Raw genomic sequence first — 24,479 nt, 5'->3', positions numbered from 1 at the left:
ACTCTTGTGGCGAAGGGACAAACCCCCTCGCCACAGAATTCGAATCCACCCCTACCCCCTGTGGGAGCGAGCCTGCTCGCGATGGCGGCAGAACAGTCAGCATTGATGTGGCCTGACCCACCGCTATCGCGAGCAAGCTCCCACATTTTGATTTGTGTTTATCGCAAACCATTACTCCAACCGTAATGATCCGCCGCTAAGCTTGATTGATACCCTCGCCCCAACACTCCTAATGTGACCCCCACGACAGCGAACCCGTGGAGTGGTCATGACAACAACAATATCCCCCGACTCGCGCTGGACGCGGCGGCGCGGCGAAAAGCAGCGGCGTCTCGAGCTGGTGAAGGGGCTTGCCGACGGTGTGGTGTTGCCCACCGACAAAATCGTTGCGGCGTTGGAGGCGTTGATCCTGCCTGGCGACCGTGTGGTGCTGGAGGGGAACAACCAGAAGCAGGCGGATTTTCTGTCGCGCTCGCTGGCCAAAGTCGACCCTTCGAAGCTGCACGATCTGCACATGATCATGCCCAGCGTCGGCCGCTCCGAGCACCTGGATCTGTTCGAACGCGGCATCGCCCGCAAGCTGGATTTTTCCTTCGCCGGCACCCAGAGCCTGCGCATCAGCCAGTTGCTCGAAGACGGTCTGCTGGAGATCGGCGCGATCCACACCTACATCGAGCTCTATGCCCGACTGGTGGTGGACCTGATCCCCAACGTGGTGCTCTCGGCCGGTTTCATGGCCGACCGCGCCGGCAATATCTACACCGGCCCTAGCACCGAAGACACTCCGGCGCTGATCGAACCGGCGGCCTTCAGTGACGGTATCGTCATTGTCCAGGTCAACCAGTTGGTGGACGACGTCAGTGACCTGCCTCGGGTGGATATCCCGGCCTCCTGGGTCGATTTCGTGGTGGTGGCCGACAAGCCCTTCTACATCGAGCCGTTGTTCACCCGCGACCCGCGCCACATCAAGCCTGTGCACGTGCTGATGGCGATGATGGCGATTCGTGGGATCTACGAAAAACACAACGTCCAGTCCCTCAATCACGGCATCGGTTTCAATACCGCCGCCATCGAGCTGATCCTGCCGACATACGGCGAGTCCCTCGGCCTGAAGGGCAAGATCTGTCGCAACTGGACCCTCAATCCGCACCCGACCCTGATCCCCGCCATCGAAAGCGGCTGGGTCGAAAGCGTGCATTGCTTCGGCACTGAGTTGGGCATGGAAAACTACATCGCCGCCCGTCCCGACGTGTTCTTCACCGGACGCGACGGCTCGCTGCGCTCCAACCGCATGGTCTGCCAACTGGCCGGGCAGTACGCGGTGGACCTGTTCATCGGCGCCACTCTGCAAGTGGATGGCGACGGTCATTCCTCCACCGTGACCCGTGGCCGCCTGGCCGGCTTCGGTGGGGCGCCGAACATGGGGCACGACCCGCGCGGTCGTCGTCACGGCACGCCGGCCTGGCTCGACATGCGTCACGGCGACGGCGAGGCACCGCTGCTCGAACGTGGCAAGAAGCTGGTGGTGCAGATGGTCGAGACGTTCCAGGAGGGCGGCAAACCGACTTTCGTCGAGACCCTCGACGCGGTGGACGTGGCGAAGAAGGCCGGCATGCCCCTGGCGCCGATCATGATCTATGGCGACGACGTCACCCACCTGCTGACCGAGGAAGGCATTGCCTACCTGTACAAGGCCCGCTCCCTGGAGGAGCGCCAGGCGATGATCGCCGCCGTGGCCGGGGTCACCGCCATCGGCCTGCGCCACGACCCGAAAGATACCGCGCGCATGCGCCGCGAAGGGCTGATCGCCCTGCCCGAAGACCTCGGTATCCGCCGCACCGACGCCACCCGCGAACTACTCGCGGCCAAGAGCGTGGCAGATCTGGTGGAGTGGTCCGGTGGCCTCTACAACCCGCCCGCCAAGTTCAGGAGCTGGTAAATGCACGCCTTCAACCTGCAACCGAAAAAACTCTCCTTGGCCGAGCGCCTGGCGGATATGGCGGTGGATGCGCTGATCGACGAAGCCGACCTGTCGCCTAAACCGGCCTTGGTGGACCGGCGCGGCAATGGCGCCCACACCGATCTGCACCTGGGCCTGATGCATGCCTCGGCGCTATCGCTGTGGCCCGCATTCAAGGAAATGGCCGACGCCGCTCTTGGCTGTGGCGAGATCGGCTTGCCGTTGCGTGAAGCCCTTGGACGGATCGGCCGTGAGGGTGAAGCGGCGATGCTCGCGACCACCAACGGCGTGAACACCCACCGGGGTGCGATCTGGGCCCTGGGCTTGCTGGTTGCGGCGGCGGCGCTGGAGCCTGAATCCAGTGTCGCCAGTGCCGTCACGCTACGGGCCGCCCGCCTGGCCCTGCTCAATGACCGCTACGCGCCTCAACCTTTGAGCCACGGCGCCCAGGTCGCCCAACGCTACGGCGTACGCGGTGCCCGGGAAGAAGCGCAATTGGCGTTCCCGGCCGTCACCGGTCTGGGCTTGCCGCAACTCAAGCGCAGTCGCGCGGCGGGGGCGGGTGAGCAGAACGCCCGGCTCGATGCCCTGCTGGCAATCATGACCACGCTGGCCGACACGTGCGTGCTCTACCGTGCCGGTGAAAAGGGCCTGCAAGCGATGCAGAGCGGCGCCAAAGCGGTGCTCGATGCCGGTGGCAGTGCGAGCCTGGGCGGTCGTCGCCAGTTGCATGCGCTGGACCAACAACTGATTGCCTTGAACGCCTCGCCCGGCGGCGCTGCCGACTTGCTCGCCGCCTGCCTGTTCCTCGACCGTATCGAACGCGGCGATGGCCTCTTCCCTGGAGTGTGCTGATGGAAACCTTATCCTTTGAATTCCCCGCCGGGCAGCCGCCACGGGGCCGGGCACTGGTGGGCTGCGTCGGCTCGGGCGATCTGGAAGTGCTGATCGAGCCGGGGCTGGCGGGCAAGCTGACGATTCAGGTGCAGACCTCGGTCAACGGCAGCGAACAACGCTGGCAGCACCTGTTCGCTCGCATGTTCGACGGCCAGACGCCACCGGCCCTGTCCATCGACATCCACGATTTCGGCGCCACCCCCGGCGTGGTGCGCCTGCGCCTGGAACAAGGCTTCGAGGAGATCGGCCATGACTGACAGCGCAGCGCTGCTCGACAAACACAGCTTCGTCGAACTCGGCGCCCGGCAACGGGCCAAGGCCTTGCTCGATGACGGTACCTTCCGCGAACTGCTCGACCCGTTCCAGCGAATCATGTCGCCCTGGCTGTTGCGCCAGGGCGTGGTGCCGCAAAGCGATGACGGCGTGGTGATCGCCAAGGGTTCGCTCGATGGCCTGTCGGTGGTGATCGCCGCCATCGAAGGCGCGTTTCAGGGTGGCAGCCTCGGCGAAGTCGGCGGGGCGAAGATTGCCGGTGCCTTGGAGCTGGCCGCCGAAGACAACCGCAAGGGCATCCCGACCCGCGCCGTATTGCTGCTGGAAACCGGTGGCGTGCGTTTGCAGGAGGCCAACCTCGGGTTGGCGGCGATTGCCGAGATTCATTCGGCGATAGTCGATCTGCGTCAGTATCAGCCGGTGGTGGGTGTGGTGGCCGGCAGCGTCGGTTGCTTTGGCGGCATGTCCATTGCCGCCGGGCTGTGCAGTTATCTGCTGGTGACCCGGGAAGCACGGCTGGGCCTGAACGGTCCCCAAGTGATCGAACAGGAAGCCGGCCTCGACGAATACGACTCCCGCGACCGGCCGTTTATCTGGAGCCTGACCGGTGGCGAGCAGCGTTTTGCCACGGGATTGGTGGATCGTTATGCGGCCGACGATGTGGCGCAGATCCGTCAACAAGTCAGCCAGTTGCTGCACCTGGGCGTGCCCGCGCAACACCGCAGCGGCCAAGCCGAGTTGTTCCTGCAACGCCTGGCCCGCTTGGACACTGACGTGCAAATCGAACCGGCAGCGGTTCGCCAGCTGTATCAGGGAGAACGTCCATGAGTGCGTATTCATTGCGGGGCCTGCGCTGGTTCGAGGCCTTGAGTGGCGGTGCCAAACCGCTGGAGGGTTTACCTGCTTCGTTGAAAGTCGCTGACACCCGGTTGGGCGAGCAAACCGTGCGCTTGCTGGCGGTGGTGGCCGATCCCGACAGTCGTTTTCCCCGGGCGCGCAACGGCGAAGTCGGTTTGCTGGAGGGTTGGGGCCTGGCCAAAGCCGTGGATGATGCGATCGACGCCGACCGCGATGCCCCCCACAAGCGTGCGCTGATCGCCATTGTCGATGTGCCGAGCCAGGCCTATGGCCGGCGCGAAGAAGCCCTGGGCATTCATCAGGCCCTGGCCGGCACGGCGGACAGTTATGCCCGGGCGCGGTTGGCCGGGCATCCGGTGATCGGTTTGCTGGTGGGCAAGGCCATGTCGGGGGCGTTTCTGGCCCACGGCTACCAGGCCAACCGACTGATTGCCCTGCGCGACCCGGGCGTGATGGTCCACGCCATGGGCAAGGCCTCGGCGGCGCGGGTGACCCTGCGCAGCGTCGAGGAGCTTGAAGCCCTGGCCGCCAGCGTGCCACCGATGGCCTATGACATCGACAGCTTCGCCAGCCTGGGATTGCTTTGGGAAACCTTGTCGGTGGAGCAGGTTGAACAGCCGTTGGCGGAGGATCTGGAGCGGGTGACGGCGTGTCTGCTCCAGGCGATTGACGATGTAGAGGCGGGGCCGCGGGATCTGAGTGGACGTCTGGGTGCGTTCAACCGCATCGCGTCGAGCCGGGTTCGCCAACTGCTGAGAGAGCAGTGGTGAGTACGTTTCTGGCCCATGACCTGCTGTGGGGGATGACCTCGCAGCAGTTGCCAGCGGATGCACCGGCCTGGGTGGTCGAGTCGATCACCGCCGGTCAACCTGTGGTGGTTCGGCGTGCGCTGACGACGCCGGATCGAATCGCGGTCGGCGTGCGTGGGCGCTTGCGCGAGCAGCGTTATGCAGCGTCGATGGCGATCACGGCGATTGCCCGTCGCGTCAGGCCAGAAGACCTTTGTCACGTTGCGTCGACTCGCGACTTGCCAGCCCTGCGAGCGCTGTCCCGACTGCGCCCGCTGCTCGACGCCAGCGGCTGGACCTGGGGCGTCAGCGGTAGCGCCGGGTTCGAGCTCGCCACGGGGATCGAGGCGCTACATGAACGCAGTGACCTGGATTTGATCCTGCGCACGCCGCACTGTCTGGATCGTCTCCAGGCCAGGGAGTTGCTGGCGCATCTGGATGCTTCGGTATGCGCCGTGGACATGCAGTTGCAAACGCCTTGCGGCGCCGTGGCCCTGCGCGAATGGGCGGGTTTGTCGCGCCGGGTCTTGCTCAAGGATGACCTTCAGGCCCGGTTGGTGAGCGATCCTTGGCAATCTTCAGTGGAGCAGGTCGCGTGAGCAGCCTCTTGGTCTTTCCCGGCCAGGGTGCGCAGCGAGCAGGCATGCTCCATGGCCTTGCGCCGCACATTCTGGACGAGGCGAACGACGTGCTCGGCGAGGACGTCCTGCTACTGGACAGCGCCGAGGCCTTGCAATCGACCCGCGCCGTGCAGCTATGCCTGCTGATCGCCGGCGTGGCGGCGGCCCGTCGTTTGCTGGAACAGGCGCCTGCGCCGGACTATGTGGCAGGACTATCCATCGGTGCCTACCCGGCGGCGGTGGTGGCCGGTGCGCTGAGGTTTGACGAGGCCTTGCGACTGGTCAGCCTGCGCGGCGAGTTGATGCAGCGGGCGTATCCGCAAGGCTACGGCATGACCGCGATCATCGGCCTCGATCTCGCGGCAGTGGAAGCGTTGCTGGCACAGGTACACAGCGACCGCACACCGGTCTACCTGGCCAATATCAATGCCGATAATCAGGTGGTCATTGCCGGCAGCGACGAGGCCATGAGCAGCGTTGCCAAACAGGCGCGAAGCCTGGGTGCCGGGAAGGCCTGTCGGCTGGCGGTGAGCGTGCCGTCCCATTGCCCGTTGCTGGAGGCTCCGGCGCAAGCATTGGCCCAAGCGTTTGCCGATGTGACGTTGAAAGCGCCCACCCTGGGCTATCTCAGCGGCAGCCGCGCTCGACCGGTGATCAGCCCCGAGGCCCTGCGCGACGACCTGGCCTTCAACATGTGCCGTGTCGTCGATTGGCGCGGCACGGTGCAAAGCGCCTATGAACGCGGCGTAAGGCTGCAAATCGAACTGCCGCCCGGTGCGGTGCTGACCGGGCTGGCGCGCCGGGTGTTCGAGCAAGGCACGGTCATGGCCTTCGACGGTGCCCGGCTCGATACCCTGCAGGCGCTGTTACGTGAGGAGGGAAGCCGCCAACCCTAGACCCCCGACTCAGGCTGCGAATTACAAAAACAACAATTTCGACGATGCACTTTGAGGACTACAACAATGATTATTTACGGTGTGGCGCTGTTGGCGATCTGTACGCTGGCAGGGGTGATCATGGGCGACCTGCTCGGCGTTTTGCTCGGCGTCAAATCCAACGTCGGCGGGGTCGGCATTGCGATGATCCTGCTGATCTGTGCGCGGCTGTGGATGCAAAAACGCGGCGGCATGACCAAGGAATGCGAAATGGGCGTCGGCTTCTGGGGCGCCATGTACATTCCGGTGGTGGTCGCGATGGCCGCGCAACAGAACGTGGTCACGGCCTTGCACGGCGGCCCGGTGGCGGTGTTGGCGGCCATTGGTTCGGTGGTGCTCTGCGGCTGCACCATTACGCTGATCAGCCGGACCCACAAAGGCGAACCCTTGCCCGATGAGCCGGCGGAAGTCACGCCCCTCGGCACCCCAGTAGGAGGCCGCTGATATGTGGGATCTCATCGAGAAAGGCCTGGAACATAACGGTTTGATCACGGCGTTCGCGTTCGTCGGCGTGATCATGTGGGTGTCGGTGGTGTTGTCCAAGCGCCTGACCTATGGCCGGATCCACGGTTCGGCGATTGCCATCGTCATCGGCCTGGTGCTGGCCTGGGTGGGCGGCACCATGACCGGTGGGCAAAAAGGCCTGGCGGACCTGTCGCTGTTTTCCGGCATCGGTTTGATGGGCGGCGCCATGCTGCGTGACTTCGCCATTGTTGCCACGGCGTTCGAGGTGCAGGCCACCGAAGCGAAAAAGGCCGGGATGATTGGCGCCATCGCGTTGCTGCTGGGCACGATCCTGCCCTTCATCGTCGGTGCGAGCATTGCCTGGGTGTTCGGTTATCGCGATGCGGTGAGCATGACCACCATTGGCGCGGGTGCGGTGACCTACATCGTCGGGCCCGTGACCGGGGCGGCGATTGGCGCGACCTCCGATGTGATGGCGTTGTCGATTGCCACCGGTTTGATCAAGGCGATCATCGTGATGGTCGGCACGCCCATGGCGGCGCGCTGGATGGGCCTGGACAATCCGCGCTCGGCCATGGTCTTCGGCGGCCTGGCCGGGACCGTGAGCGGCGTGACTGCCGGCCTGGCCGCGACGGACCGGCGGTTGGTGCCGTATGGCGCGTTGACGGCGACGTTCCATACCGGGCTTGGCTGTTTGCTGGGGCCTTCGTTGCTGTACTTCATTGTGCGCGGGATTGTCGGCTAGGTTCCGAATTTGTATCGCCTGTTCTGACGCTATCGCGAGCAGGCTCGCTCCCACATTGGATCGGTGTTCACAAATCCCTTGTGGGAGCGAGCCTGCTCGCGATGGGGGCGACTCGGTTTCAAGCCTGGCGATTGGCATACATCCGGCATTCGGCCAACAACGCCAGGAGGTTCGGATCCCGCTCCTTGGCCTTCAGGAACACCACGCCGATGTGCTGCTGCAACCGGTACTTTTCCTGCAACGGGATCAGCTTCACCCGGTTTTCATACACCGCCGCGATCCTGCCCGGCAGCAACGCATAGCCCACCCCGGAGCTGACCATGCTCAGCAGGGTGAAGATGTCGTTGACCTGCATCGCCACCTTCGGCTCGAACCCCGCCTGCTTGAACACCCGGATACCGTCCTGGTGCGTGGCGAAGCCCTGGGTCAGGGTGATGAACGTCTCGTCGCGGACCTCGGCCAGGTCGACTTCGCTGCGCTGGGCAAAGGGCGAATCCGCCGGTGTGGCAAGAAAGATGTCATCGGAAAACAGCGCGATATGCTCACAGTCCGGGTCGTTCACGCTGTCATCCAGGGAAATCAGGATCGCGTCCACTTCCATGTTCTTGAGTTTGTACAGCAGGTCGATGTTCGAACCCAGGATCAGGTCGATATTGAGTTCGCTGCGGCGGATTTTCAGGCCCATGATCAGTTGCGGCACGGTCTTGACCGTCAGCGAATACAGCGAGCCCAACTTGAAGCGCTCGGCGGAGAATCCGGCGGCTTCGCGGGTCAGGCGTACACTTTCGACCACGTCCTGGATCAGTTTCTGCGCCCGTTCTTCCAGCACATAGGCGCTCTCCAGCGGCGTGAGGTTGCGGCCTTCGTGCTTGAACAACGGGCAGCGCAGGGCGCTTTCCAGCGAGTGAATGGCCCGGTGCACACTGACGTTGCTGGTCTGCAATTCGGCCGCCGCCCGCGCCAGGTTGCCGGTGCGCATGAAGGCCAGGAACACCTCGAGTTTCTTCAGGGTCAATTCTTCGTCGATCAGCATGGGGCGGACTCTTATTCGTATTGCCCGATTGTGCCCTGTGGGAGCAAAGCTTGCTCGCGAAACAGGCGACTCGGTTTTGCAGAAACCGAGTTACCTTCATCGCGGGCAAGCCTTGCTCCCACAGCAAGCAAAACATTGCACTTTGCCGCGCCAAGCCTGAGCCTTGGCGTCTGTTCTGGAATGTGAGGTGGGATTGGATGTATCACGGCGAACGACTCAATGCCTGGACGCACCTGGTCGGGGCGGTGGCGGCTTTTATCGGGGCGGTGTGGTTGCTGGTGATTGCCGGGATGGCGGGCGATCCGTGGAAGATCGTCAGCGTGGCGATCTACGGGTTCACCCTGCTGGTGCTGTACAGCGCTTCGACGGTTTACCACAGCGTGCGCGGGCGCAAAAAAGAAATCATGCAGAAGGTCGATCACTTTTCGATCTATCTGTTGATCGCCGGCAGCTACACCCCGTTCTGCCTGGTAACCCTGCGCGGGCCCTGGGGCTGGAGTTTGTTCGGGATTGTCTGGGGGTTGGCGCTGATTGGGATCTTGCAGGAGATCAAGCCGCGTTCCGAAGCGCGGATCCTGTCGATCGTGATCTACGCGGTGATGGGCTGGATCGTGCTGGTGGCGGTCAAGCCCTTGATGGCGGCCCTGGGCAGCGCCGGGTTCGCCTGGCTGGCCTCGGGTGGCGTGTTGTATACCGTGGGCATTATCTTCTTTGCCCTCGACCACCGGCTGCGCCACGCCCACGGGATTTGGCACCTGTTCGTGATCGCCGGCAGCCTGCTGCACTTCGTGGCGATTCTGTTCTACGTCCTCTAGTCAGGTTCAACCGGCCACCGCGAACAGGCGGTCCAGTTGCGCCTGGGCCTGGCCGGCAAAAATTTCCAGCAATGCGCCGAGGGTGTGCGCCGGGGCCTCATTGGCCCGGGTCACGGCATACAGGGAAATGGGCAGCGGTGGCGACAACGGTCGGATTGCCGTACGGGTGCTCGAGGCGCCGAGCGCCGTGAACGGGTCGATCACCGCCAGCCCGGCACCGGATTCGACCATGGCGCGGGCCAGTGAATACGTCTGCACGGCGATGCTGATGCGCGGCGGTGGTTCCACGGCCTTGAGATAGCCGTCCAGTTTGGCCGAGAGCGGGTCGGCGCTGGACAGGCCGATCAACGGTGCGCCGGCCAGCGCCTGCAACGGCATCGGCTGCCCCACCTGTGCTTGGGTCCAATGCCCGCTTGGCGCCAGGGCCACCAGTACGCCGCTGGCCAGGGCCTGGGCCTTGAGGCCCGGATGATCGGGCGGTTGCAGGGTCAGGGCGACGTCGATTTCGCGCATCAACAGGTTTTGCACCAATTCGCGGCTGTGGGCGCTGGACAACTCGCAGACGATGTCCGGGTAGCGGTGCGTCCATTGATGAATCGCCGCTGGCAGCAGCGACAGGGCCAGGGCCGGTGTCGCACCGATCCGCAGGCTGTGGCCCGGCTCGCGCCGCAGGCTTTGGGCGAGACGTCGGACACCTTGCAGGCTCTCGCTGACTTTATCGACCTCGCGCTCCAGCTCCAGCGCTTCAGGCGTGGCCTGCAACTTGCCGCGCACCCGCAGAAACAACGCAAACCCCAATTGCTGCTCGGCATGCTGCAACACTTTGGTCACCGCCGGTTGCGAAACATGCAGCAGTTGAGCGGCACCGCTGATGGAGCCGGTCTGGCGTATGGCCTGGAAGATCTCGATATGGCGAAGACGCATGGCGAACCCATAACCTTTGTTTATAGGGAGCCCATCTTTATTCATTGTTCGCGGCCTGTCACCTCGCCCTAACCTCAAGCCATTGAAAACGGATGTGAGATGGACATGGCTCAGCGGGTTTGCATCATCGGTGGTGGCGTGGTCGGGCTGGCGACGGCTTATGCATTGGTGCGCGATGGCGTCGACGTGACGCTGGTGGAGGCCCGGGAAACCTTGGGCAGCGAAACCAGTTTTGCCAACGGCGGCCAGTTGTCGTATCGCTACGTCACCCCGCTGGCGGACGCCGGGGTGCCCTGGCAGGCACTGGGCTGGATGCTGCGCGGTGATTCGCCACTCAAGTTGCGACCGCGTCTGGACCCGGCACAGTGGCGCTGGATGGCCGCGTTCATCGGAGCCTGCCGGACCTCGGTCAACCGGCGCAACGGCGCCCACCTGTTGCGCCTGGCGTTGTTGAGCCAGGCAACCTTGCAGGGCTGGCGCGAGGACGACCGCCTCGACGGTTTCAACTGGCGGCGCAATGGCAAGTTGGTGACGTTTCGCGACGCGAGGCATTTCCAGCGTGCGCGGCAGGGCTTGGCGGACAGCACCCATCAGCAGGTGCTTGGCCCCAACGAGTGCGCGAACCTGGAGCCGGCCCTGGCCGGCGTGCCATATGTGGGTGGGATCTACACGCCGGATGAGGAAGTCGCCGATTGCCATGCCTTCTGCCAGCAATTGGCGGTACGTCTGCGGGCTTCGGGGCGTTGCGAGTTCCTGTTGGGGCAGCCGGTGAGCGGCATCGAACACGCCGACGGCGCGGTGCGCGCCATCGCGCTGGACGGGCAGCGGCTCCCGGTGGAGCAATTGGTGATCGCCGCCGGCCATCGCAGTGCCGCGCTCGCAGTGCCTGGCGTGCGGATGCCGCTGTATCCGCTCAAGGGCTACAGCCTGACCGTGCCTATTGGCCCACAGCATCGGGCACCGGAGTTGAGCATCACTGACTACGACCGCAAGGTCGTCTACGCTCGCATCGGCGAACAACTGCGAGTCGCGGCGATGGTGGACATCGTCGGCTTCGACCCGACGCCGGAGCCCAAGCGCCTGGCCCTGATCAAGCGCCAGGCCCAGGAAGCCTTCCCCCAGGCTGGGGATTACCAGCGCGCCGTCGAATGGGCCGGCATGCGCCCGGCGACCCCCAGCGGCGTGCCGCTGATCGGCGCCACTGGCTACCGTAACCTGTGGCTCAACCTCGGTCATGGGGCCTTGGGCTTTACCCTGGCGTGTGGCAGCGCTCGCTTGCTCAGCGAGCTGATCCGCCAGCACACACCCTCCATCGACTTGCAGGGCTTGACGCCCCGCGCCGCCTGACCCATCCAACGGAGAATAACAATGCAAAAAATCACGTTGATCGGCTGCACCCTGAGCCTGTTGCTAAGCGTCCAGGCCCTTGCCAACGAAGTGCCCCCGGCCGGCACGCTGGACAAAATCGCCAGCACCCGGAGCATTACCCTGGGCTATCGTGACGCCTCGGTGCCCTTTTCCTACGTCGGTGACAGCAGCGGCCAGCCGATGGGTTACTCGGTGGAGCTGGCGGGCAAGATTGTCGAGCGCATCAAGACCCAACTGGCGTTGCCGCAACTGAACGTGAAGTACAACCTGGTCACGTCCCAGACCCGTATCCCACTGGTGCAGAACGGTACCGTCGACCTGGAGTGCGGCTCGACCGGGGTGACGGCCGAGCGGCAGAAGCAAGTGGCGTTTTCCTATGGCTTCATCTATGTGAAGGGCCAGTTGCTGACGGCCAAGGACAGCGGCATCCACAGCTTTGCCGACCTGCGCGGCAAAAATGTGGTGACCACCGCCGGTACCACCAACGAACGCTTCCTGAAAAGCTACAACCAGGACAACAACGCCGAGATGTTCATCATCAGCGCCAAGGATCACGGCGAGTCCTTCCAGATGCTCGAGACCGGTCGGGCGGCGGCGTTCTACATGGACGATGCGCTGCTCTACGGCGAACGGGCCAAGGCCCGCGACCCGCACAAATGGGTGGTGGTGGGGCAGGAGCAATCGCGGGAAATCTACAGCTGCATGCTGCGCAAGGACGATCCGCAATTCCTGGCGCTGGTCAACGCGACCCTGGCCGATTTGTACAAATCGGGGGAGATCAACGAGATCTACGCCCGCTGGTTCCAGAAGCCGATCCCACCCAAGGGCCTGAACCTGGAGTTCCCGATGACCAGCGAATTGAAGGCGATCATTGCCAAGCCGACCAGCGAGCCGGTGCAGTAGGCCGCACGGACATCCACGACCCACTCCCACAATTGATCTTCAGTGGTCGCGGAGCCTTAGAAATCCCCCCACAACTGCTGCGCCACTGCCAGCGCCACCACGGGCGCGGTTTCGGTGCGCAGCACGCGGGGGCCGAGGCGGGCGGCGTGGTAGCCGGCGGTCTTGGCTTGTTCGACTTCGGCTTCCGACAACCCGCCTTCGGGCCCGATCAGGAATGCCAGGCTCGACGGCTTGGCATGGCTGACCAGCGGCTCGGCCACCGGATGCAGTACCAGCTTCAGCTCGGCCTCGGTCTGTTTCAGCCAGTCAGCCAGTAGCAGCGGTGGGTGGATCACCGGTACGGTCGAGCGTCCACACTGCTCGCAGGCGCTGATCGCCACTTGGCGCCAGTGCAGCAGGCGTTTGTCGGCGCGTTCGTCCTTGAGGCGTACTTCGCAGCGCTCGCTGAAAATCGGCGTGATCTCGCTGACCCCCAGCTCCGTGGCTTTCTGGATCGCCCAATCCATGCGCTCGCCCCGGGACAAGCCCTGGCCGAGGTGGATGCGCAGCGGCGATTCAGGTTGGCCGGCGAACTGCTCGTCCAATTGCACCCGCACGCGTTTCTTGCCGACTTCGGCCAGCGTGCCGCGAAACTCCTGGCCCGAGCCGTCGAACACCTGCACCGCATCGCCCTCGGCCATGCGCAGCACCCGGCCGATGTAGTGGGCCTGGGCTTCGGGCAGTTCGTGGTCGCCGAGGCCCAGGGGAGCGTCGATGAAGAAGCGGGACAGTCTCATGCTCTGTTCTCTACTGAATCTGAATTCGACATTGCAGCCTGATTGAGTGTGGCGAGGACGCTTTTGTGGCGAGGGAGCTTGCTCCCGCTCGATTGCGCAGCTATCGCAAGAATGGGGCCGCTTCGCAGCCCAGCGGGAGCAAGCTCCCTCGCCACAGGGAAAGTTGCCGTCAGCCCGGATCGCGATAGCCCGGATGAAAATCCTTCGGCACCGCCACGCTGATCTTGTCCCGGGTGGCGATGTCGATGCCTTCGCTGGCCACTTCTGCCAGGAAGTCGATCTGCTCCGGGGTGATGACATACGGCGGCAGGAAATACACCACGCTGCCCAGCGGTCGCAACAGCGCACCGCGCTCCAGGGCATGCTGGAACACACTCAGGCCGCGCCGTTCCTGCCACGGGTAGGCGGTCTTGCTGGCCTTGTCCTTGACCATCTCGATCGCCAGCACCATGCCGGTCTGGCGCACCTCGGCGACGTTCGGGTGGTCGGCCAGGTGCGCGGTGGCGCTCGCCATGCGCTGGACCAGGGCCTGGTTGTTTTCGATGACGTTGTCTTCCTCGAAGATGTCCAGGGTCGCCAGGGCCGCGGCGCAGGCCAATGGGTTGCCCGTGTAGCTGTGGGAATGCAGGAAGGCACGCAGGGTCGGGTAGTCGTCGTAGAACGCGTTGTAGACCTCGTCGGTGGTCAGGCACGCCGCCAACGGCAGGTAACCGCCGGTCAGGGCCTTGGACAGGCAGAGGAAATCCGGGGTGATACCGGCCTGTTCGCAGGCGAACATCGTCCCGGTGCGGCCGAAGCCGACGGCGATTTCATCGTGGATCAGGTGCACGCCATAGCGGTCGCAGGCTTCGCGCAGCAACTTCAGGTACACCGGGTGGTACATGCGCATGCCGCCAGCACCCTGGATCAGCGGCTCGACGATCACCGCCGCGACGGTGTCGTGGTGCTCGGCCAGGGTCTGCTCCATGGCCGCGAACAGGTTGCGCGAATGCTCTTCCCAACCCATGCCTTCGGGGCGGTGGTAGCAGTCGGGGCTTGGCACCTTGATCGTGTCCAGCAGCAGTGCCTTGTAGGTTTCGGTGAACAACGGCACATCGCCCACCGACATCGCCGCGATGGTTTCGCCGTGGTAGCTGTTGCTCAGGGTGACGAAGCGCTTCTTGTCCGGCCGGCCGCGATTGATCCAGTAGTGAAAGCTCATCTTCATCGCCACTTCGATGCAGGACGAGCCGTTATCGGCGTAGAAGCACCGAGTCAGGCCCTCGGGCGTCATTTTCACCAGGCGCTCGGACAGCTCGATCACCGGTTGATGGCTGAAGCCGGCGAGGATCACATGCTCCAACTGATCGACCTGGTCCTTGATCCGCTGGTTGATGCGCGGGTTGGCGTGGCCGAACACGTTGACCCACCAGGAGCTGACGGCATCGAGGTAGCGCTTGCCTTCGAAGTCTTCCAGCCACACGCCTTCACCGCGCTTGATGGGGATCAGCGGCAGCTGTTCGTGGTCTTTCATCTGGGTGCAGGGATGCCACAGCACCGCGAGATCGCGTTGCATCCACTGGTTATTCAGGCCCATGTACAGTCTCCTCGAGGCGGCTCGCGGCGGGCGCGGGCAAAACAATCGCGCAAGCCTATGCAATGGCGGCCCCGGGGACAACCCATTGTGTCATCGCGGCTACTTTGAATGAGGCGATAGACGTCGCTGGCGGCGTTTTGATGGCTGACGTATTCTTCGCCGTTCTCTGAGCCGACAGGCTCGAAAACTGAAATTTCCTACGTTTTAATCCGGAGTTCGTTGAATGTCTGCTGGTTGGCTGCGCGCCTGTGCGCTGGTGATGATAGGGCTGTTCAGCGTTGCGGCGCTGGCCAAGGACAAACAACCGACGGCCATCGTCATCGGCGGCGGCCTGGCGGGGCTCACGGCCGCCTATGAGTTGCAGAACAAGGGCTGGGCGGTGACGCTGCTGGAGGCCAAGCCGGACCTGGGCGGGCGTTCGGGCATGGCCACCAGTGAGTGGATCGGCAACGAGAAGACGCAGCCGGTGCTGAACAAGTACGTCTCCACATTCAAGCTGAGCACCACGCCGGCCCCGGAATTCGTGCGCACCCCCAGCTACCTGATCGACGGCACCTACTTCACCGCCGCCGACCTGGCGACCAAACAGCCGGCCACCGCCGAAGCCCTCAAGCGCTACGAAACCACCCTGGACGACCTGGCGCGTTCCATCGAAGACCCGCAGAACCCGGCGGCTACCAATACGCTGCACGCGTTGGACCAGATCACCGTGTCCAACTGGCTCGATCGTCTGCAACTGCCGGCCACGGCGCGGCAGTTGGTGAATCAGGAGATTCGCACCCGTTATGACGAACCTTCGCGCCTGTCGCTGCTGTATTTCGCCCAGCAGAACCGCGTCTATCGCGGCGTGTCCGACCGCGACCTGCGGGCCTCGCGCCTGCTTGGCGGCAGTCCGACCCTGGCCCAGGCGTTCGTCAAGCAACTGAAGACCATCAAGACCAATTCGCCGGTGTCGGCCATCTCTCAAGACAAGGACGGTGTGACCGTCAAGGTCGGCAGCGTTGGCTACCAGGCTGACTACGTGGTGCTGGCGGTGCCGCTGCGAGCGCTGAACAAGATCCAGCTGACCCCGGCCCTGGACGCCCAGCATCAAGGCGCGATCAAGGGCACCAACTACGGCTGGCGCGACCAGATCATGCTCAAGTTCAAGAACCCGGTCTGGGACAGCAAGGCACGCATGTCGGGCGAAATCTACAGCAACGCCGGCCTGGGCATGATGTGGATCGAACCGGCCATGAAGGGCGGTGCCAACGTGGTCATCAACCTGTCCGGCGACAACGCCCGGGTGATGCAGGCCTTTGGTGACAAGCAGATGGTCGATCAGGTGCTGATCCGCCTGCACGCGTTTTATCCACAGGCCCGTGGCGCGTTCACCGGTTATGAAATCCGTCGCTACAGCACCGACCCGTCCACGGGTGGCGCCTACCTGGCCTTCGGCCCGGGCCAGATCAGCAAGTACTGGCGCCTGTGGGAAAAGCCATTGCAGCGCATAGCCTTTGCCGGCGAGCATACCGACACCCTGTACCCGGGCACCCTGGAAGGCGCGCTGCGTAGCGGCCAGCGGGCGGCCAGCCAGGTTGAAGACCTGGCGGCAGGCAAGTCGTTCGAACCGGCCAAGGTCGCGCCAGTTGCAGCGGCAGCAGCGGCGGGTGCGGTAGCGGCGAAGAAGGGCAACTTCTTCAGCAACCTATTTGGTGGCTCGGATGACGACAAGAAACCAGAGCCGGTCAAGGCACCGGAGCCGGTAGCGCCTGCACCAGCGCCTGCGCCGACACCCGTCCCAGCCCCAGCACCCGTGGAACCGCCAGCGCCTGCTCCGGCGAAGGTTGAGCCAGCCAAGAAAGCAGCGACCAAACCGGCGGCGAAAAAACCAGCCGCCAAAGCTCCGGCTAAAAAAGCGCCGGCCAAGGCCCCGGTGAAAAAGGCCGAGCCGGTGAAGAAGCCAGCAGTCAAACCGACGACGGCTACTGAGACGAAGGCTCAGTAACGATCAGGTGGAAAGAACGCGGCTCAAGGGCCGCGTTTTTTTATCCAGCATCAAGCGTACCGGCGGCACCACTCAAAGCCCGGCATCGCTTAATAAGCGCTACGTCCTACACGCCTTGGCGATACATCGGAAACTTCCCACCCTTTAACCGGAAGCAGGCGATAGCGCGCACCAAGCCACAAATCTAGGCTCCTCCAAAAACAGGAGCGCGTATAAAAATACTAATGGCAGTGGTCGTATTGGCTTCGATATATGGATGTGTGTATGGCGAATGCCGAGATCCTTTGACGATTCCGATGATTCCAGAAAGAGATCCGCAGCTAGCACACAAATGCTCCGTCGATCCATATAGGCCTGAGTGCTCGGTAAACTAATAATTCAAAATTTTCACCTCGTGAAAGCTGGAGTTAACATGAAATTGATAGCGGCCTTAATGCTATTGGCAGTATTCGGTGTCAGTGGTTGCACTGCTGATGGCCGTATGGTGCTGAAAAAGCACGATCCTCAATTAGTTTATAAATGCGACATGGATCCTTACAGGCCTGAGTGCGTCAATAAGTGACTCTAGAGAGGCGGCAGCGAAAACGACCAAGTTTTAATTTCAAAGTTCTCAAATAAAATTTTGACCTGCTTTGGCTTGGACATACGTCCCGGGACGAAGCCATAGCGGGCCCAGCAAAGATTCCCTGTTCGCATGTCAAAGATCTGCTGGTGATGAGGTCCATGCAGACACCCAGCGGCTACCTGCACCCCTCGTCATCACTACCGTTTCCCCTTTAATCTTTCCTTAACCCACCCCCTCCAGACTGATGATCGTATTTCTCGATATTTCAAAGCGAAATTTTCCGCTTTAAATCGATAGATAACTCGCTAGTCTTGATCGCAGTTTTTACAGGATATGAGCAATGCAGCTACGCAACTCCTCTTCTCGCTATGGCTGGGTCAGTATCGCTCTGCACTGGGGCGTTGCGCTGGCGGTCTATGGGCTGTTTGCCCTGGGCCTGTGGATGGTTGGCCTGGATTACTACAGCGCCTGGCGCAAAGACGCACCGGACCTGCACAAGAGCATTGGCCTGGTGTTGCTGGCGGTCATGTTGCTGCGAGTGCTCTGGCGTTTCGTCAGCCCGCCGCCACCGACCCTTGAAACCTATGGTCGCCTGACTCGCGCCGGCGCCAAGCTCGGTCATAGCGCACTGTATCTCGGGCTGTTCGCCGTGATGATTGCCGGTTACCTGATTTCCACCGCAGACGGTGTCGGGATTCCGGTGTTTGGCCTGTTTGAAGTACCCGCGCTGGTGTCCGGACTGCCCGATCAGGCAGACGTCGCCGGCCAGATTCACCTGTACCTGGCATGGGCGCTGGTAATTTTTTCCGGCCTTCATGCGTTGGCTGCATTGAAACACCACTTTATCGACCGTGACGCGACCCTCAAGCGCATGCTGGGACGCCAAGCCTGATGTTCAACCTCGACTCCAAAGGAATAGAAAGCATGTTGAAAAAGACGCTCGCCGCCCTGGCAATCGGTTCTGCCCTGCTGTCGGCCGGTCAGGCCATGGCTGCCGACTACGTGGTCGACAAGGAAGGCCAGCACGCCTTCGTTGACTTCAAGATCAGCCACCTGGGCTATAGCTACATCACCGGTACCTTCAAGGACATCGACGGCAAGTTCAGCTTCGACGCTGCCAAGCCTGAAGACAGCAAGATCGAGTTCAATGTGCACACCGCCAGCGTATTCACCAACCACGCCGAACGCGATAAGCACATTGCCAGCGCTGACTTCCTGAACGTGGGCAAATTCGACAAGGCCACCTTCGTTTCCACCAGCGTCAAGTCCACCGGCAAGAACGCCGATGGCAAGGAAACGGCCGACGTGACCGGCAACCTGACCCTGCTGGGCGTGACCAAGCCGGTCGTGGTCAAGGCCACTTTCCTGGGTGAAGGCAAGGACCCATGGGGCGGTTACCGTGCCGGTTTCGAAGGCACCACCAGCATCAAGCGTTCGGACTTCGGCAAGCAGAAAGACCTGGGTCCAACTTCCGATGCGGTCGAACTGTATGTCTCGTTTGAAGGTGTCAAAGCGAAATAATCTTCGCGCCTGACAAAAAACGCCCCTGGTCTTGCGATCAGGGGCGTTTTTTATTACGCGGATTTCGACAACACAGTGTCCCTGTGGGAGCGAGCCTGCTCGCGATGAGGCCGGTACATGAAAAGAGCGGTGATTGACCCACCGCTATCGCGAGCAGGCTCGCTCCCACAGGGTTGGATCAGAGTCCATCAAATGAAATGCCCCGGGTCGCGAGACCCGGGGCATTTTTCAAGGCTTGGAAAAACTCAGCGATTGCGGGTCAGCAATGCCGGTTTCTCGCCCCGTGGACGGCTAGGCAGTTGATCCAGCTGCTCAGGCGTCGGGAAGCGATCGGCTTTCGATTCCTTGTGCATGATCTTCGGCTGGTTGCTGCGCGGGTTCTGCACGGCGGGTTCCTGACGCGGCTGGTCGTCGCGGGCCGGGCGGCGCGGGCGGGTGTCATCGCGACGAGCCTGGCCGTCACGCGGGGCACCGTTGCGTGGGCCGTTGCGCTTGGCCGGCGGAGTGCCGGTGGACGAGCCGTTGCTGTTGCGCGGGCCGTTCTGGCGACCCTGTGGCTGGCCACTGCGCGGAGCGCCTGCACCCGCGCCCTGTGCCGGGGCGCCTGGGCGGCGACCACGGCCCTGGGCCGGTTTCTGCTGCGGCACGTAGTCGACGCGGTTACCGAAGTTGTCGATGTCGTCGTCCAGGAACTCGTCCGGGGCACGATCGGCTGCGGCGCGTGGGACTGGGCGCTGCTGCTCACGGGCTGGAGTGCCTTCGCGGGGCTTCTGTTCGCGGGCTGGGCGTTCGCCACGGCTGTTGCTGGCCGGTTTTTCCTTGCCCTTGTCCTTGCCTTTGTCCTTGCGGCCACCGCCGCCACCGCCGCCATTCGGGCCGTCGCCACGTGGGCCTCGGGCGTTGCGCGGGTTGCGCACGTCCGGACGTTCGCGCACTTCAGGCTTCTCGGCCTCGATGGTGCTGGCATCGAAGCCCATCAGGTCGCCGTCGGCAATTTTCTGCTTGGTCATGCGCTCGATGCTTTTGAGCAGCTTTTCTTCGTCCGGCGCGACCAGCGAGATCGCTTCGCCCGAACGACCGGCCCGGCCCGTACGGCCGATACGGTGAACGTAATCTTCATCGACGTTTGGCAGCTCGAAGTTGACCACGTGGGGCAACTGGTCGATGTCCAGGCCACGGGCCGCGATATCGGTGGCTACCAGGATGCGTACTTCGCCGGCCTTGAAGTCGGCGAGGGCCTTGGTACGGGCGTTCTGGCTCTTGTTACCGTGGATCGCCACTGCCGGCAGGCCGTGCTTGTCCAGGTACTCGGCCAAGCGGTTGGCGCCGTGCTTGGTACGGGTGAACACCAGGACCTGTTCCCAGGCACCGGCGGTAATCAGGTGTGCCAGCAGGGCGCGCTTGTGGCTGGCCGGCAGGCGGAATACGCGTTGCTCGATGCGCTCGACCGTGGTGTTCGGCGGCGTGACTTCGATGCGCTCCGGGTTGTGCAGCAACTTGCCAGCCAGGTCGGTGATGTCCTTGGAGAACGTTGCCGAGAACAGCAGGTTCTGCCGCTTGGCGGGCAGGCGGGCGAGCACTTTCTTCACGTCATGGACAAAGCCCATGTCGAGCATGCGGTCGGCTTCGTCCAGCACGAGGATTTCGACGTGGGACAAATCGACGCTGCCCTGGCCGGCCAGGTCCAGCAGGCGACCGGGGCAGGCCACCAGTACATCGACGCCACGGGACATGGCCTGGACCTGGGGGTTCATGCCGACGCCGCCAAAAATGCAGGCGCTGACGAACTTCAGGTCGCGAGCATAGATCTTGAAGCTCTCGTGGACCTGGGCCGCCAGTTCGCGGGTTGGGGTCAGGACCAGTACGCGCGGTTGGCGCGGGCCATGACGCTGGGATTTGTCTGGGTGACCGTTGGGAAACAACCGCTCCAGGATCGGAAGGGCGAAACCGCCGGTTTTACCAGTACCTGTCTGCGCCGCGACCATCAGGTCGCGACCTTGCAACACGGCGGGGATGGCCCGCTGTTGCACCGGGGTAGGCTCGGTGTAGCCGGCGGCCTCGATGGCGCGGACTAAAGCCTCGGAGAGACCGAGGGAAGCAAAGGACATGAGTAATCCTGTTTTAGTGAGGGCCTGGCCCAATGGGATAGTCTTGCCTGGCGCGAACGACGTTCAACAAAAAGACGTCATCCCGTCCGGTCCTGCCGGGCCTCAAAGGCGGGTCCGGACAAGGCTCGCGCGGGCTGTAGGCTGCGCTGTAGCGGTGTCGGGATGCCTTTTGCAAGGCCGGGCGTCCGGGCGTGAGCCTGGCGGGAAGGCCGGAGTATAACAGAGCAAACGCCGCGCGCCGCTTTCCCGCTGCTCAACGGTTTATTTCAGCGTTGCCTGACCGGGCGAGGCGACCTTGGCAATCGGGCCGGCGCCGTAACGAGCGCTCAGTTCGGCATAGGCCGGTTCGCGCTTGAAACGCTTGAGTTCGGCACCGAAGCGTTGCACCAGCAAATCCATCCCGGCGTTGCGCCGCACCGCCAGGTATTGGCTTTGACGGCTCACGACCGTCGGGTTTTCGGTAATCTGGTCGCCCAACCGCATTTGTTCGAGCACATGCCGGCCCACCCTACGGTCGGTGATGAGCAGATCGATCCGCCCCAGTTGCAACTTGCCGAAATTGGCTTCGTGGGTGGGCGCCGTTTCACGGGTGAACAGGGTCGACTCACTGAAAGCCTGGCTGTACAGATAACCGGGCGAGGTGCCGATGGTCAGGCCGCCCAAGTCATCGAGGGTACGAAACGGATGGGGCCGGGCATTGGCGTAGAACATCACGAACTCCACGTCCGACAGCGGTTCGCTGGGGTAAAGCAGCATGGCATCGCGCTTATCGCTGTGGAAAATGTCCAGCGCACCGTCCGCCAGCCCCTGCTCCAGCATCACCAGGCAACGCTTCCATGGCAGGAACTGCCATTCCACGTCGATGCCCAGGCGCTTGAACACGATGGCCGTGGTTTCGTAGTCCAGGCCTAGCATCTTGCCCTGCTCTTCGTAGACATACGGGGCCCAGGGTTCGGTGACAATGCGCAACTTCTCGGCCCGGGCAGTCATGCTCAGGCACAGGAGGAGAAGGGCGGTCAGCAGCTGGACAATGACGGGCATGGCCTGAGGTTACGACGAGAGCTCATCAAATAGCTAGAGCGCTCTGGCCTGCGCCCTCGTGGCCTGTGTGGTTATTCCAGTCAGTTCAACTTCTGGCATCCGAATTTGAACTAACGAACTAACCACGCAGGCTGCTAATTGTCCTTTGCCTGCATCAAGTGCTCATAGATGGCTACGCGGCGCTCACCCAGTACCAGGCGAATCAGCGGATGATTGAGCCAGCGTTTGAGCTCATGGTCCTGCAACGGTTTTTCCAGGCGGTGTTCGACGTTCTCCAGGGCTTTTTCCCACCAGACCGGCGCGCAGGCCTGGTCGAACTGGTTGGTGTGGCGGTAGCAGCCATAGAGGATTTCGCGCATGAATTGGCGTTTATGATTGGGCAGCGCCAGGGTAACGACCTTGTAGGCCAGGCGTTGGAAGGCCGGCGGCCGGGGCAGGGTGGCAGTGACTTGCCCGGTTTCATCCAGGGCCCGTTGGCAAACCGGCGCGGCGCGGTGTTTGTCGAGCCAGGCTTTGGTCTTGGCGCGGAACAGTTGCTTGCGGCTCCAGTAATGATGGATCAGGTCCGGGCATTCGCGCACCTGCACCGAGCGATAGGCCGCTACCGAAAGACAAAATTCTTCCAGTGTGTAGGCACCCTGCGCCAATGGATACAGTTCATCCATCAGGGCGAGGGAGCGATCCAGGACCGCGGTATCCGCGCAGTTGAGGCCAATGACCCCCGAGTTCAACAACGGCATGTCGTCGTCTGCCAATTGCCGCTGGCGCAGGGTATCGGCCAGTGTCAGGTACAGCCCGGAATCCTTGTTGGCGCCATACGTCAGGCCGAAAGCGTTGCACAGCAGCGTGCCAGGCCGGACGCGGCGGAACAGTTCGAGGGGGGAGCAGTGGAAAAAAGTGTCGGTGTCGATCAGCAGCGCTACTTCGGCTTCTTCGAGCACTTTCTGCATCACCACGTGCTTGGCGCGGAAGTGATAGCCGTGGGGTTCGATCCAGGCCTGGCGGGTCTCGTTGTCCAACGGGCGCAAACGCACCGGCAGCCCTTCGTACGGTGCGGGATTGTCGGTGAACACCTGGATATCCAATGCTTCGTCCGGCGTCTTGCGCAGGCCGGCCAACGCGCTGGCGATGCTGAACAACGCTTCCTGGTGATAGGTTTCGGCCCCGTAAACCAGATAAATGAGCTGTGGGGTCGTTAGCCTGTGACCATTGGGCATCTACTGCAATCCTCCAGATATGTGCTTAAAAAAAAAGGCCTTGGTTTTCGCCAAGGCCTCTTGTACCAGCGCATCAAGACATCAGCGTGGCAGCTTGAGGTTGTTCCATACCGCGAGGCTGGGCTCGGCCTGGTTAAGGGTATAGAAATGCAGCCCTGGCGCACCACCTTGCAACAAACGCTCACACATTTGCGTGATGACCTCCTCGCCGAAGCTTTGAATGCTGGAGGTGTCATCGCCGTAGGCTTCCAGCTGCTTGCGGATCCAGCGTGGAATTTCTGCACCGCACGCGTCGGAGAAACGCGCCAGCTTGCTGTAGTTGGTGATCGGCATGATCCCCGGCACGACAGGGATGTCGACCCCCAACTTGCGTACACGCTCGACGAAGTAGAAGTAACTGTCGGCGTTGAAGAAGTACTGGGTAATCGCGCTGTTGGCGCCAGCGTTGGCCTTGCGCACGAAGTTACGCAGATCGTCTTCGAAATTGCGCGCCTGGGGGTGCATTTCCGGATAAGCAGCCACTTCAACGTGGAAATGCTCGCCGGTTTCTTCACGAATGAAGCTCACCAATTCGTTGGCGTGGCGCAGCTCGCCGCTGGCCATGCCCATGCCCGACGGCAGGTCACCACGCAGGGCGACGATGCGCTTGATGCCAGCGGCCTTGTATTGGGTCAACAGGCTGCGCAGGTCGTCCTTGCTGTCGCCCACGCAGGACAGGTGAGGGGCGGCGGGGATTTTGACTTCGCTTTCGAGCTGCAACACGGTGTTCATGGTGCGGTCACGGGTCGAACCGCCAGCGCCATAGGTGCAGGAGAAGAAGTCGGGGTTGTAGCTGGCCAACTGACGGGCAGTGGCGATCAGTTTTTCATGCCCAGCATCGGTCTTCGTCGGGAAGAACTCGAAGCTGTAGCGACGGTCTTGGGACATGGTCATATCCTTGGAAACGCGTAAGCCTGGGAGGCCTGCACATTCCTTGTAGGAGCGGACTCATGTGGGAGCGAGCCTGCTCGCGATTGGCATCGCCTCGGCCTGACAGCTTAATCGAGGTGTCTGCATCGCGAGCAAGCTCGCTCCCACAAAGAGCCCGCTCCCACAGGGAGAGCA

General features: G+C 62.7%; 24 protein-coding genes. 16 read left to right on the top strand and 8 right to left on the bottom strand.

Annotation, left to right across the window (positions count from 1 at the left end; translation table 11 throughout):
- The first annotated feature begins 268 nt into the window (after positions 1-268).
- The 9 genes from mdcA to madM all read left to right on the top strand — a co-directional run bounded on the left by mdcA (position 269) and on the right by madM (position 7,541).
- Positions 269-1,939: a malonate decarboxylase subunit alpha gene (gene mdcA / locus PSH86_RS28525; protein WP_163856291.1), complete on the top strand. Its 1,671-nt coding sequence runs from the start codon at positions 269-271 to the stop codon at positions 1,937-1,939.
- Positions 1,940-2,815: a triphosphoribosyl-dephospho-CoA synthase gene (locus PSH86_RS28520; RefSeq protein ID WP_163856294.1), complete on the top strand. Its 876-nt coding sequence runs from the start codon at positions 1,940-1,942 to the stop codon at positions 2,813-2,815.
- Positions 2,815-3,114 carry a malonate decarboxylase subunit delta gene (locus PSH86_RS28515; RefSeq protein ID WP_003206454.1) on the top strand — a complete coding sequence of 100 codons (300 nt, stop codon included), beginning with the start codon at positions 2,815-2,817 and terminating at the stop codon, positions 3,112-3,114. Before PSH86_RS28520 ends, PSH86_RS28515 begins: the two co-directional genes overlap by 1 nt.
- The gene (locus PSH86_RS28510; RefSeq protein ID WP_163856296.1) at positions 3,107-3,958 is read left to right on the top strand and encodes a biotin-independent malonate decarboxylase subunit beta; all 852 of its coding nucleotides are present in this window, start codon (positions 3,107-3,109) and stop codon (positions 3,956-3,958) included. Before PSH86_RS28515 ends, PSH86_RS28510 begins: the two co-directional genes overlap by 8 nt.
- The gene (mdcE, locus tag PSH86_RS28505; RefSeq protein WP_305486498.1) at positions 3,955-4,758 is read left to right on the top strand and encodes a biotin-independent malonate decarboxylase subunit gamma; all 804 of its coding nucleotides are present in this window, start codon (positions 3,955-3,957) and stop codon (positions 4,756-4,758) included. Before PSH86_RS28510 ends, mdcE begins: the two co-directional genes overlap by 4 nt.
- Positions 4,755-5,375 carry a malonate decarboxylase holo-ACP synthase gene (locus PSH86_RS28500; protein ID WP_109755123.1) on the top strand — a complete coding sequence of 207 codons (621 nt, stop codon included), beginning with the start codon at positions 4,755-4,757 and terminating at the stop codon, positions 5,373-5,375. Before mdcE ends, PSH86_RS28500 begins: the two co-directional genes overlap by 4 nt.
- On the top strand, positions 5,372-6,292 hold the full coding sequence (gene mdcH / locus PSH86_RS28495; RefSeq protein ID WP_305486493.1) for a malonate decarboxylase subunit epsilon: 921 nt from the start codon (positions 5,372-5,374) through the stop codon (positions 6,290-6,292). Before PSH86_RS28500 ends, mdcH begins: the two co-directional genes overlap by 4 nt.
- A gap of 66 nt (positions 6,293-6,358) precedes the next feature.
- Positions 6,359-6,775: a malonate transporter subunit MadL gene (madL, locus tag PSH86_RS28490; protein WP_109755109.1), complete on the top strand. Its 417-nt coding sequence runs from the start codon at positions 6,359-6,361 to the stop codon at positions 6,773-6,775.
- Position 6,776: 1 nt separating this feature from the next.
- Positions 6,777-7,541 carry a malonate transporter subunit MadM gene (madM, locus tag PSH86_RS28485; RefSeq protein ID WP_163856299.1) on the top strand — a complete coding sequence of 255 codons (765 nt, stop codon included), beginning with the start codon at positions 6,777-6,779 and terminating at the stop codon, positions 7,539-7,541.
- Positions 7,542-7,659: 118 nt separating this feature from the next.
- Here madM and PSH86_RS28480 read toward each other — a convergent pair whose 3' ends face one another.
- Positions 7,660-8,574, bottom strand: a complete 915-nt coding sequence (locus PSH86_RS28480; protein WP_109755107.1) for a LysR substrate-binding domain-containing protein — start codon at positions 8,572-8,574, stop codon at positions 7,660-7,662.
- Between the two features lie 197 nt (positions 8,575-8,771).
- On the opposite strand from PSH86_RS28480, the gene PSH86_RS28475 reads away from it, so the two are divergent.
- Positions 8,772-9,389, top strand: a complete 618-nt coding sequence (locus PSH86_RS28475; RefSeq protein WP_109755106.1) for a hemolysin III family protein — start codon at positions 8,772-8,774, stop codon at positions 9,387-9,389.
- Positions 9,390-9,395: 6 nt separating this feature from the next.
- Here the strand turns inward: PSH86_RS28475 and PSH86_RS28470 are convergent, their stop codons facing one another.
- Positions 9,396-10,313 (bottom strand): LysR family transcriptional regulator, encoded by a 918-nt coding sequence (locus tag PSH86_RS28470; protein ID WP_212801571.1) that lies wholly within the window; start codon positions 10,311-10,313, stop codon positions 9,396-9,398.
- 105 nt (positions 10,314-10,418) lie between these two features.
- On the opposite strand from PSH86_RS28470, the gene PSH86_RS28465 reads away from it, so the two are divergent.
- Complete coding sequence (locus PSH86_RS28465) at positions 10,419-11,660, top strand: D-amino acid dehydrogenase (protein ID WP_305490394.1); 1,242 nt, start codon at positions 10,419-10,421, stop codon at positions 11,658-11,660.
- Positions 11,661-11,681: 21 nt separating this feature from the next.
- Positions 11,682-12,584: a transporter substrate-binding domain-containing protein gene (locus PSH86_RS28460; protein ID WP_305486485.1), complete on the top strand. Its 903-nt coding sequence runs from the start codon at positions 11,682-11,684 to the stop codon at positions 12,582-12,584.
- A gap of 56 nt (positions 12,585-12,640) precedes the next feature.
- On the opposite strand, the gene PSH86_RS28455 is transcribed toward PSH86_RS28460, so the two are convergent.
- Both PSH86_RS28455 and PSH86_RS28450 read right to left on the bottom strand, forming a co-directional pair.
- Positions 12,641-13,360 (bottom strand): 16S rRNA (uracil(1498)-N(3))-methyltransferase, encoded by a 720-nt coding sequence (locus PSH86_RS28455; RefSeq protein WP_116833650.1) that lies wholly within the window; start codon positions 13,358-13,360, stop codon positions 12,641-12,643.
- A 169-nt stretch (positions 13,361-13,529) separates the two neighbouring features.
- Positions 13,530-14,936 carry an adenosylmethionine--8-amino-7-oxononanoate transaminase gene (locus tag PSH86_RS28450; protein WP_305486482.1) on the bottom strand — a complete coding sequence of 469 codons (1,407 nt, stop codon included), beginning with the start codon at positions 14,934-14,936 and terminating at the stop codon, positions 13,530-13,532.
- A gap of 223 nt (positions 14,937-15,159) precedes the next feature.
- Between PSH86_RS28450 and PSH86_RS28445 the strand changes: the two genes are divergently transcribed.
- From PSH86_RS28445 to PSH86_RS28430, 4 genes are all read left to right on the top strand, one after another.
- The gene (locus tag PSH86_RS28445) at positions 15,160-16,923 is read left to right on the top strand and encodes a flavin monoamine oxidase family protein (RefSeq protein ID WP_305486479.1); all 1,764 of its coding nucleotides are present in this window, start codon (positions 15,160-15,162) and stop codon (positions 16,921-16,923) included.
- 412 nt (positions 16,924-17,335) lie between these two features.
- Complete coding sequence (locus tag PSH86_RS28440) at positions 17,336-17,485, top strand: hypothetical protein (RefSeq protein ID WP_162893873.1); 150 nt, start codon at positions 17,336-17,338, stop codon at positions 17,483-17,485.
- Positions 17,486-17,828: 343 nt separating this feature from the next.
- On the top strand, positions 17,829-18,380 hold the full coding sequence (locus tag PSH86_RS28435; RefSeq protein WP_109755100.1) for a cytochrome b: 552 nt from the start codon (positions 17,829-17,831) through the stop codon (positions 18,378-18,380).
- Between the two features lie 32 nt (positions 18,381-18,412).
- Positions 18,413-19,009, top strand: a complete 597-nt coding sequence (locus PSH86_RS28430) for a YceI family protein (protein ID WP_109755099.1) — start codon at positions 18,413-18,415, stop codon at positions 19,007-19,009.
- Positions 19,010-19,254: 245 nt separating this feature from the next.
- Here the strand turns inward: PSH86_RS28430 and PSH86_RS28425 are convergent, their stop codons facing one another.
- The 4 genes from PSH86_RS28425 to metF form a co-directional block, all read right to left on the bottom strand.
- The gene (locus tag PSH86_RS28425; protein ID WP_109755098.1) at positions 19,255-21,117 is read right to left on the bottom strand and encodes a DEAD/DEAH box helicase; all 1,863 of its coding nucleotides are present in this window, start codon (positions 21,115-21,117) and stop codon (positions 19,255-19,257) included.
- A 261-nt stretch (positions 21,118-21,378) separates the two neighbouring features.
- Positions 21,379-22,158, bottom strand: a complete 780-nt coding sequence (locus PSH86_RS28420) for an ABC transporter substrate-binding protein (RefSeq protein ID WP_109755097.1) — start codon at positions 22,156-22,158, stop codon at positions 21,379-21,381.
- 134 nt (positions 22,159-22,292) lie between these two features.
- A complete protein-coding gene (locus PSH86_RS28415) occupies positions 22,293-23,375 on the bottom strand; it encodes a hypothetical protein (protein ID WP_109755096.1) in 1,083 nt (360 codons plus the stop codon).
- Positions 23,376-23,456: 81 nt separating this feature from the next.
- Positions 23,457-24,302 carry a methylenetetrahydrofolate reductase [NAD(P)H] gene (gene metF / locus PSH86_RS28410; protein ID WP_163856311.1) on the bottom strand — a complete coding sequence of 282 codons (846 nt, stop codon included), beginning with the start codon at positions 24,300-24,302 and terminating at the stop codon, positions 23,457-23,459.
- Positions 24,303-24,479: the final 177 nt, after the last annotated feature.

It is taken from the genome of Pseudomonas sp. FP2300, assembly GCF_030687595.1.
In the GTDB taxonomy this organism is placed as follows: Bacteria; Pseudomonadota; Gammaproteobacteria; order Pseudomonadales; family Pseudomonadaceae; genus Aquipseudomonas; species Aquipseudomonas bijieensis.
The sequence above is the reverse complement of the archived record's forward strand: the minus strand, read 5'-3'. Positions and strand labels throughout refer to the sequence as shown.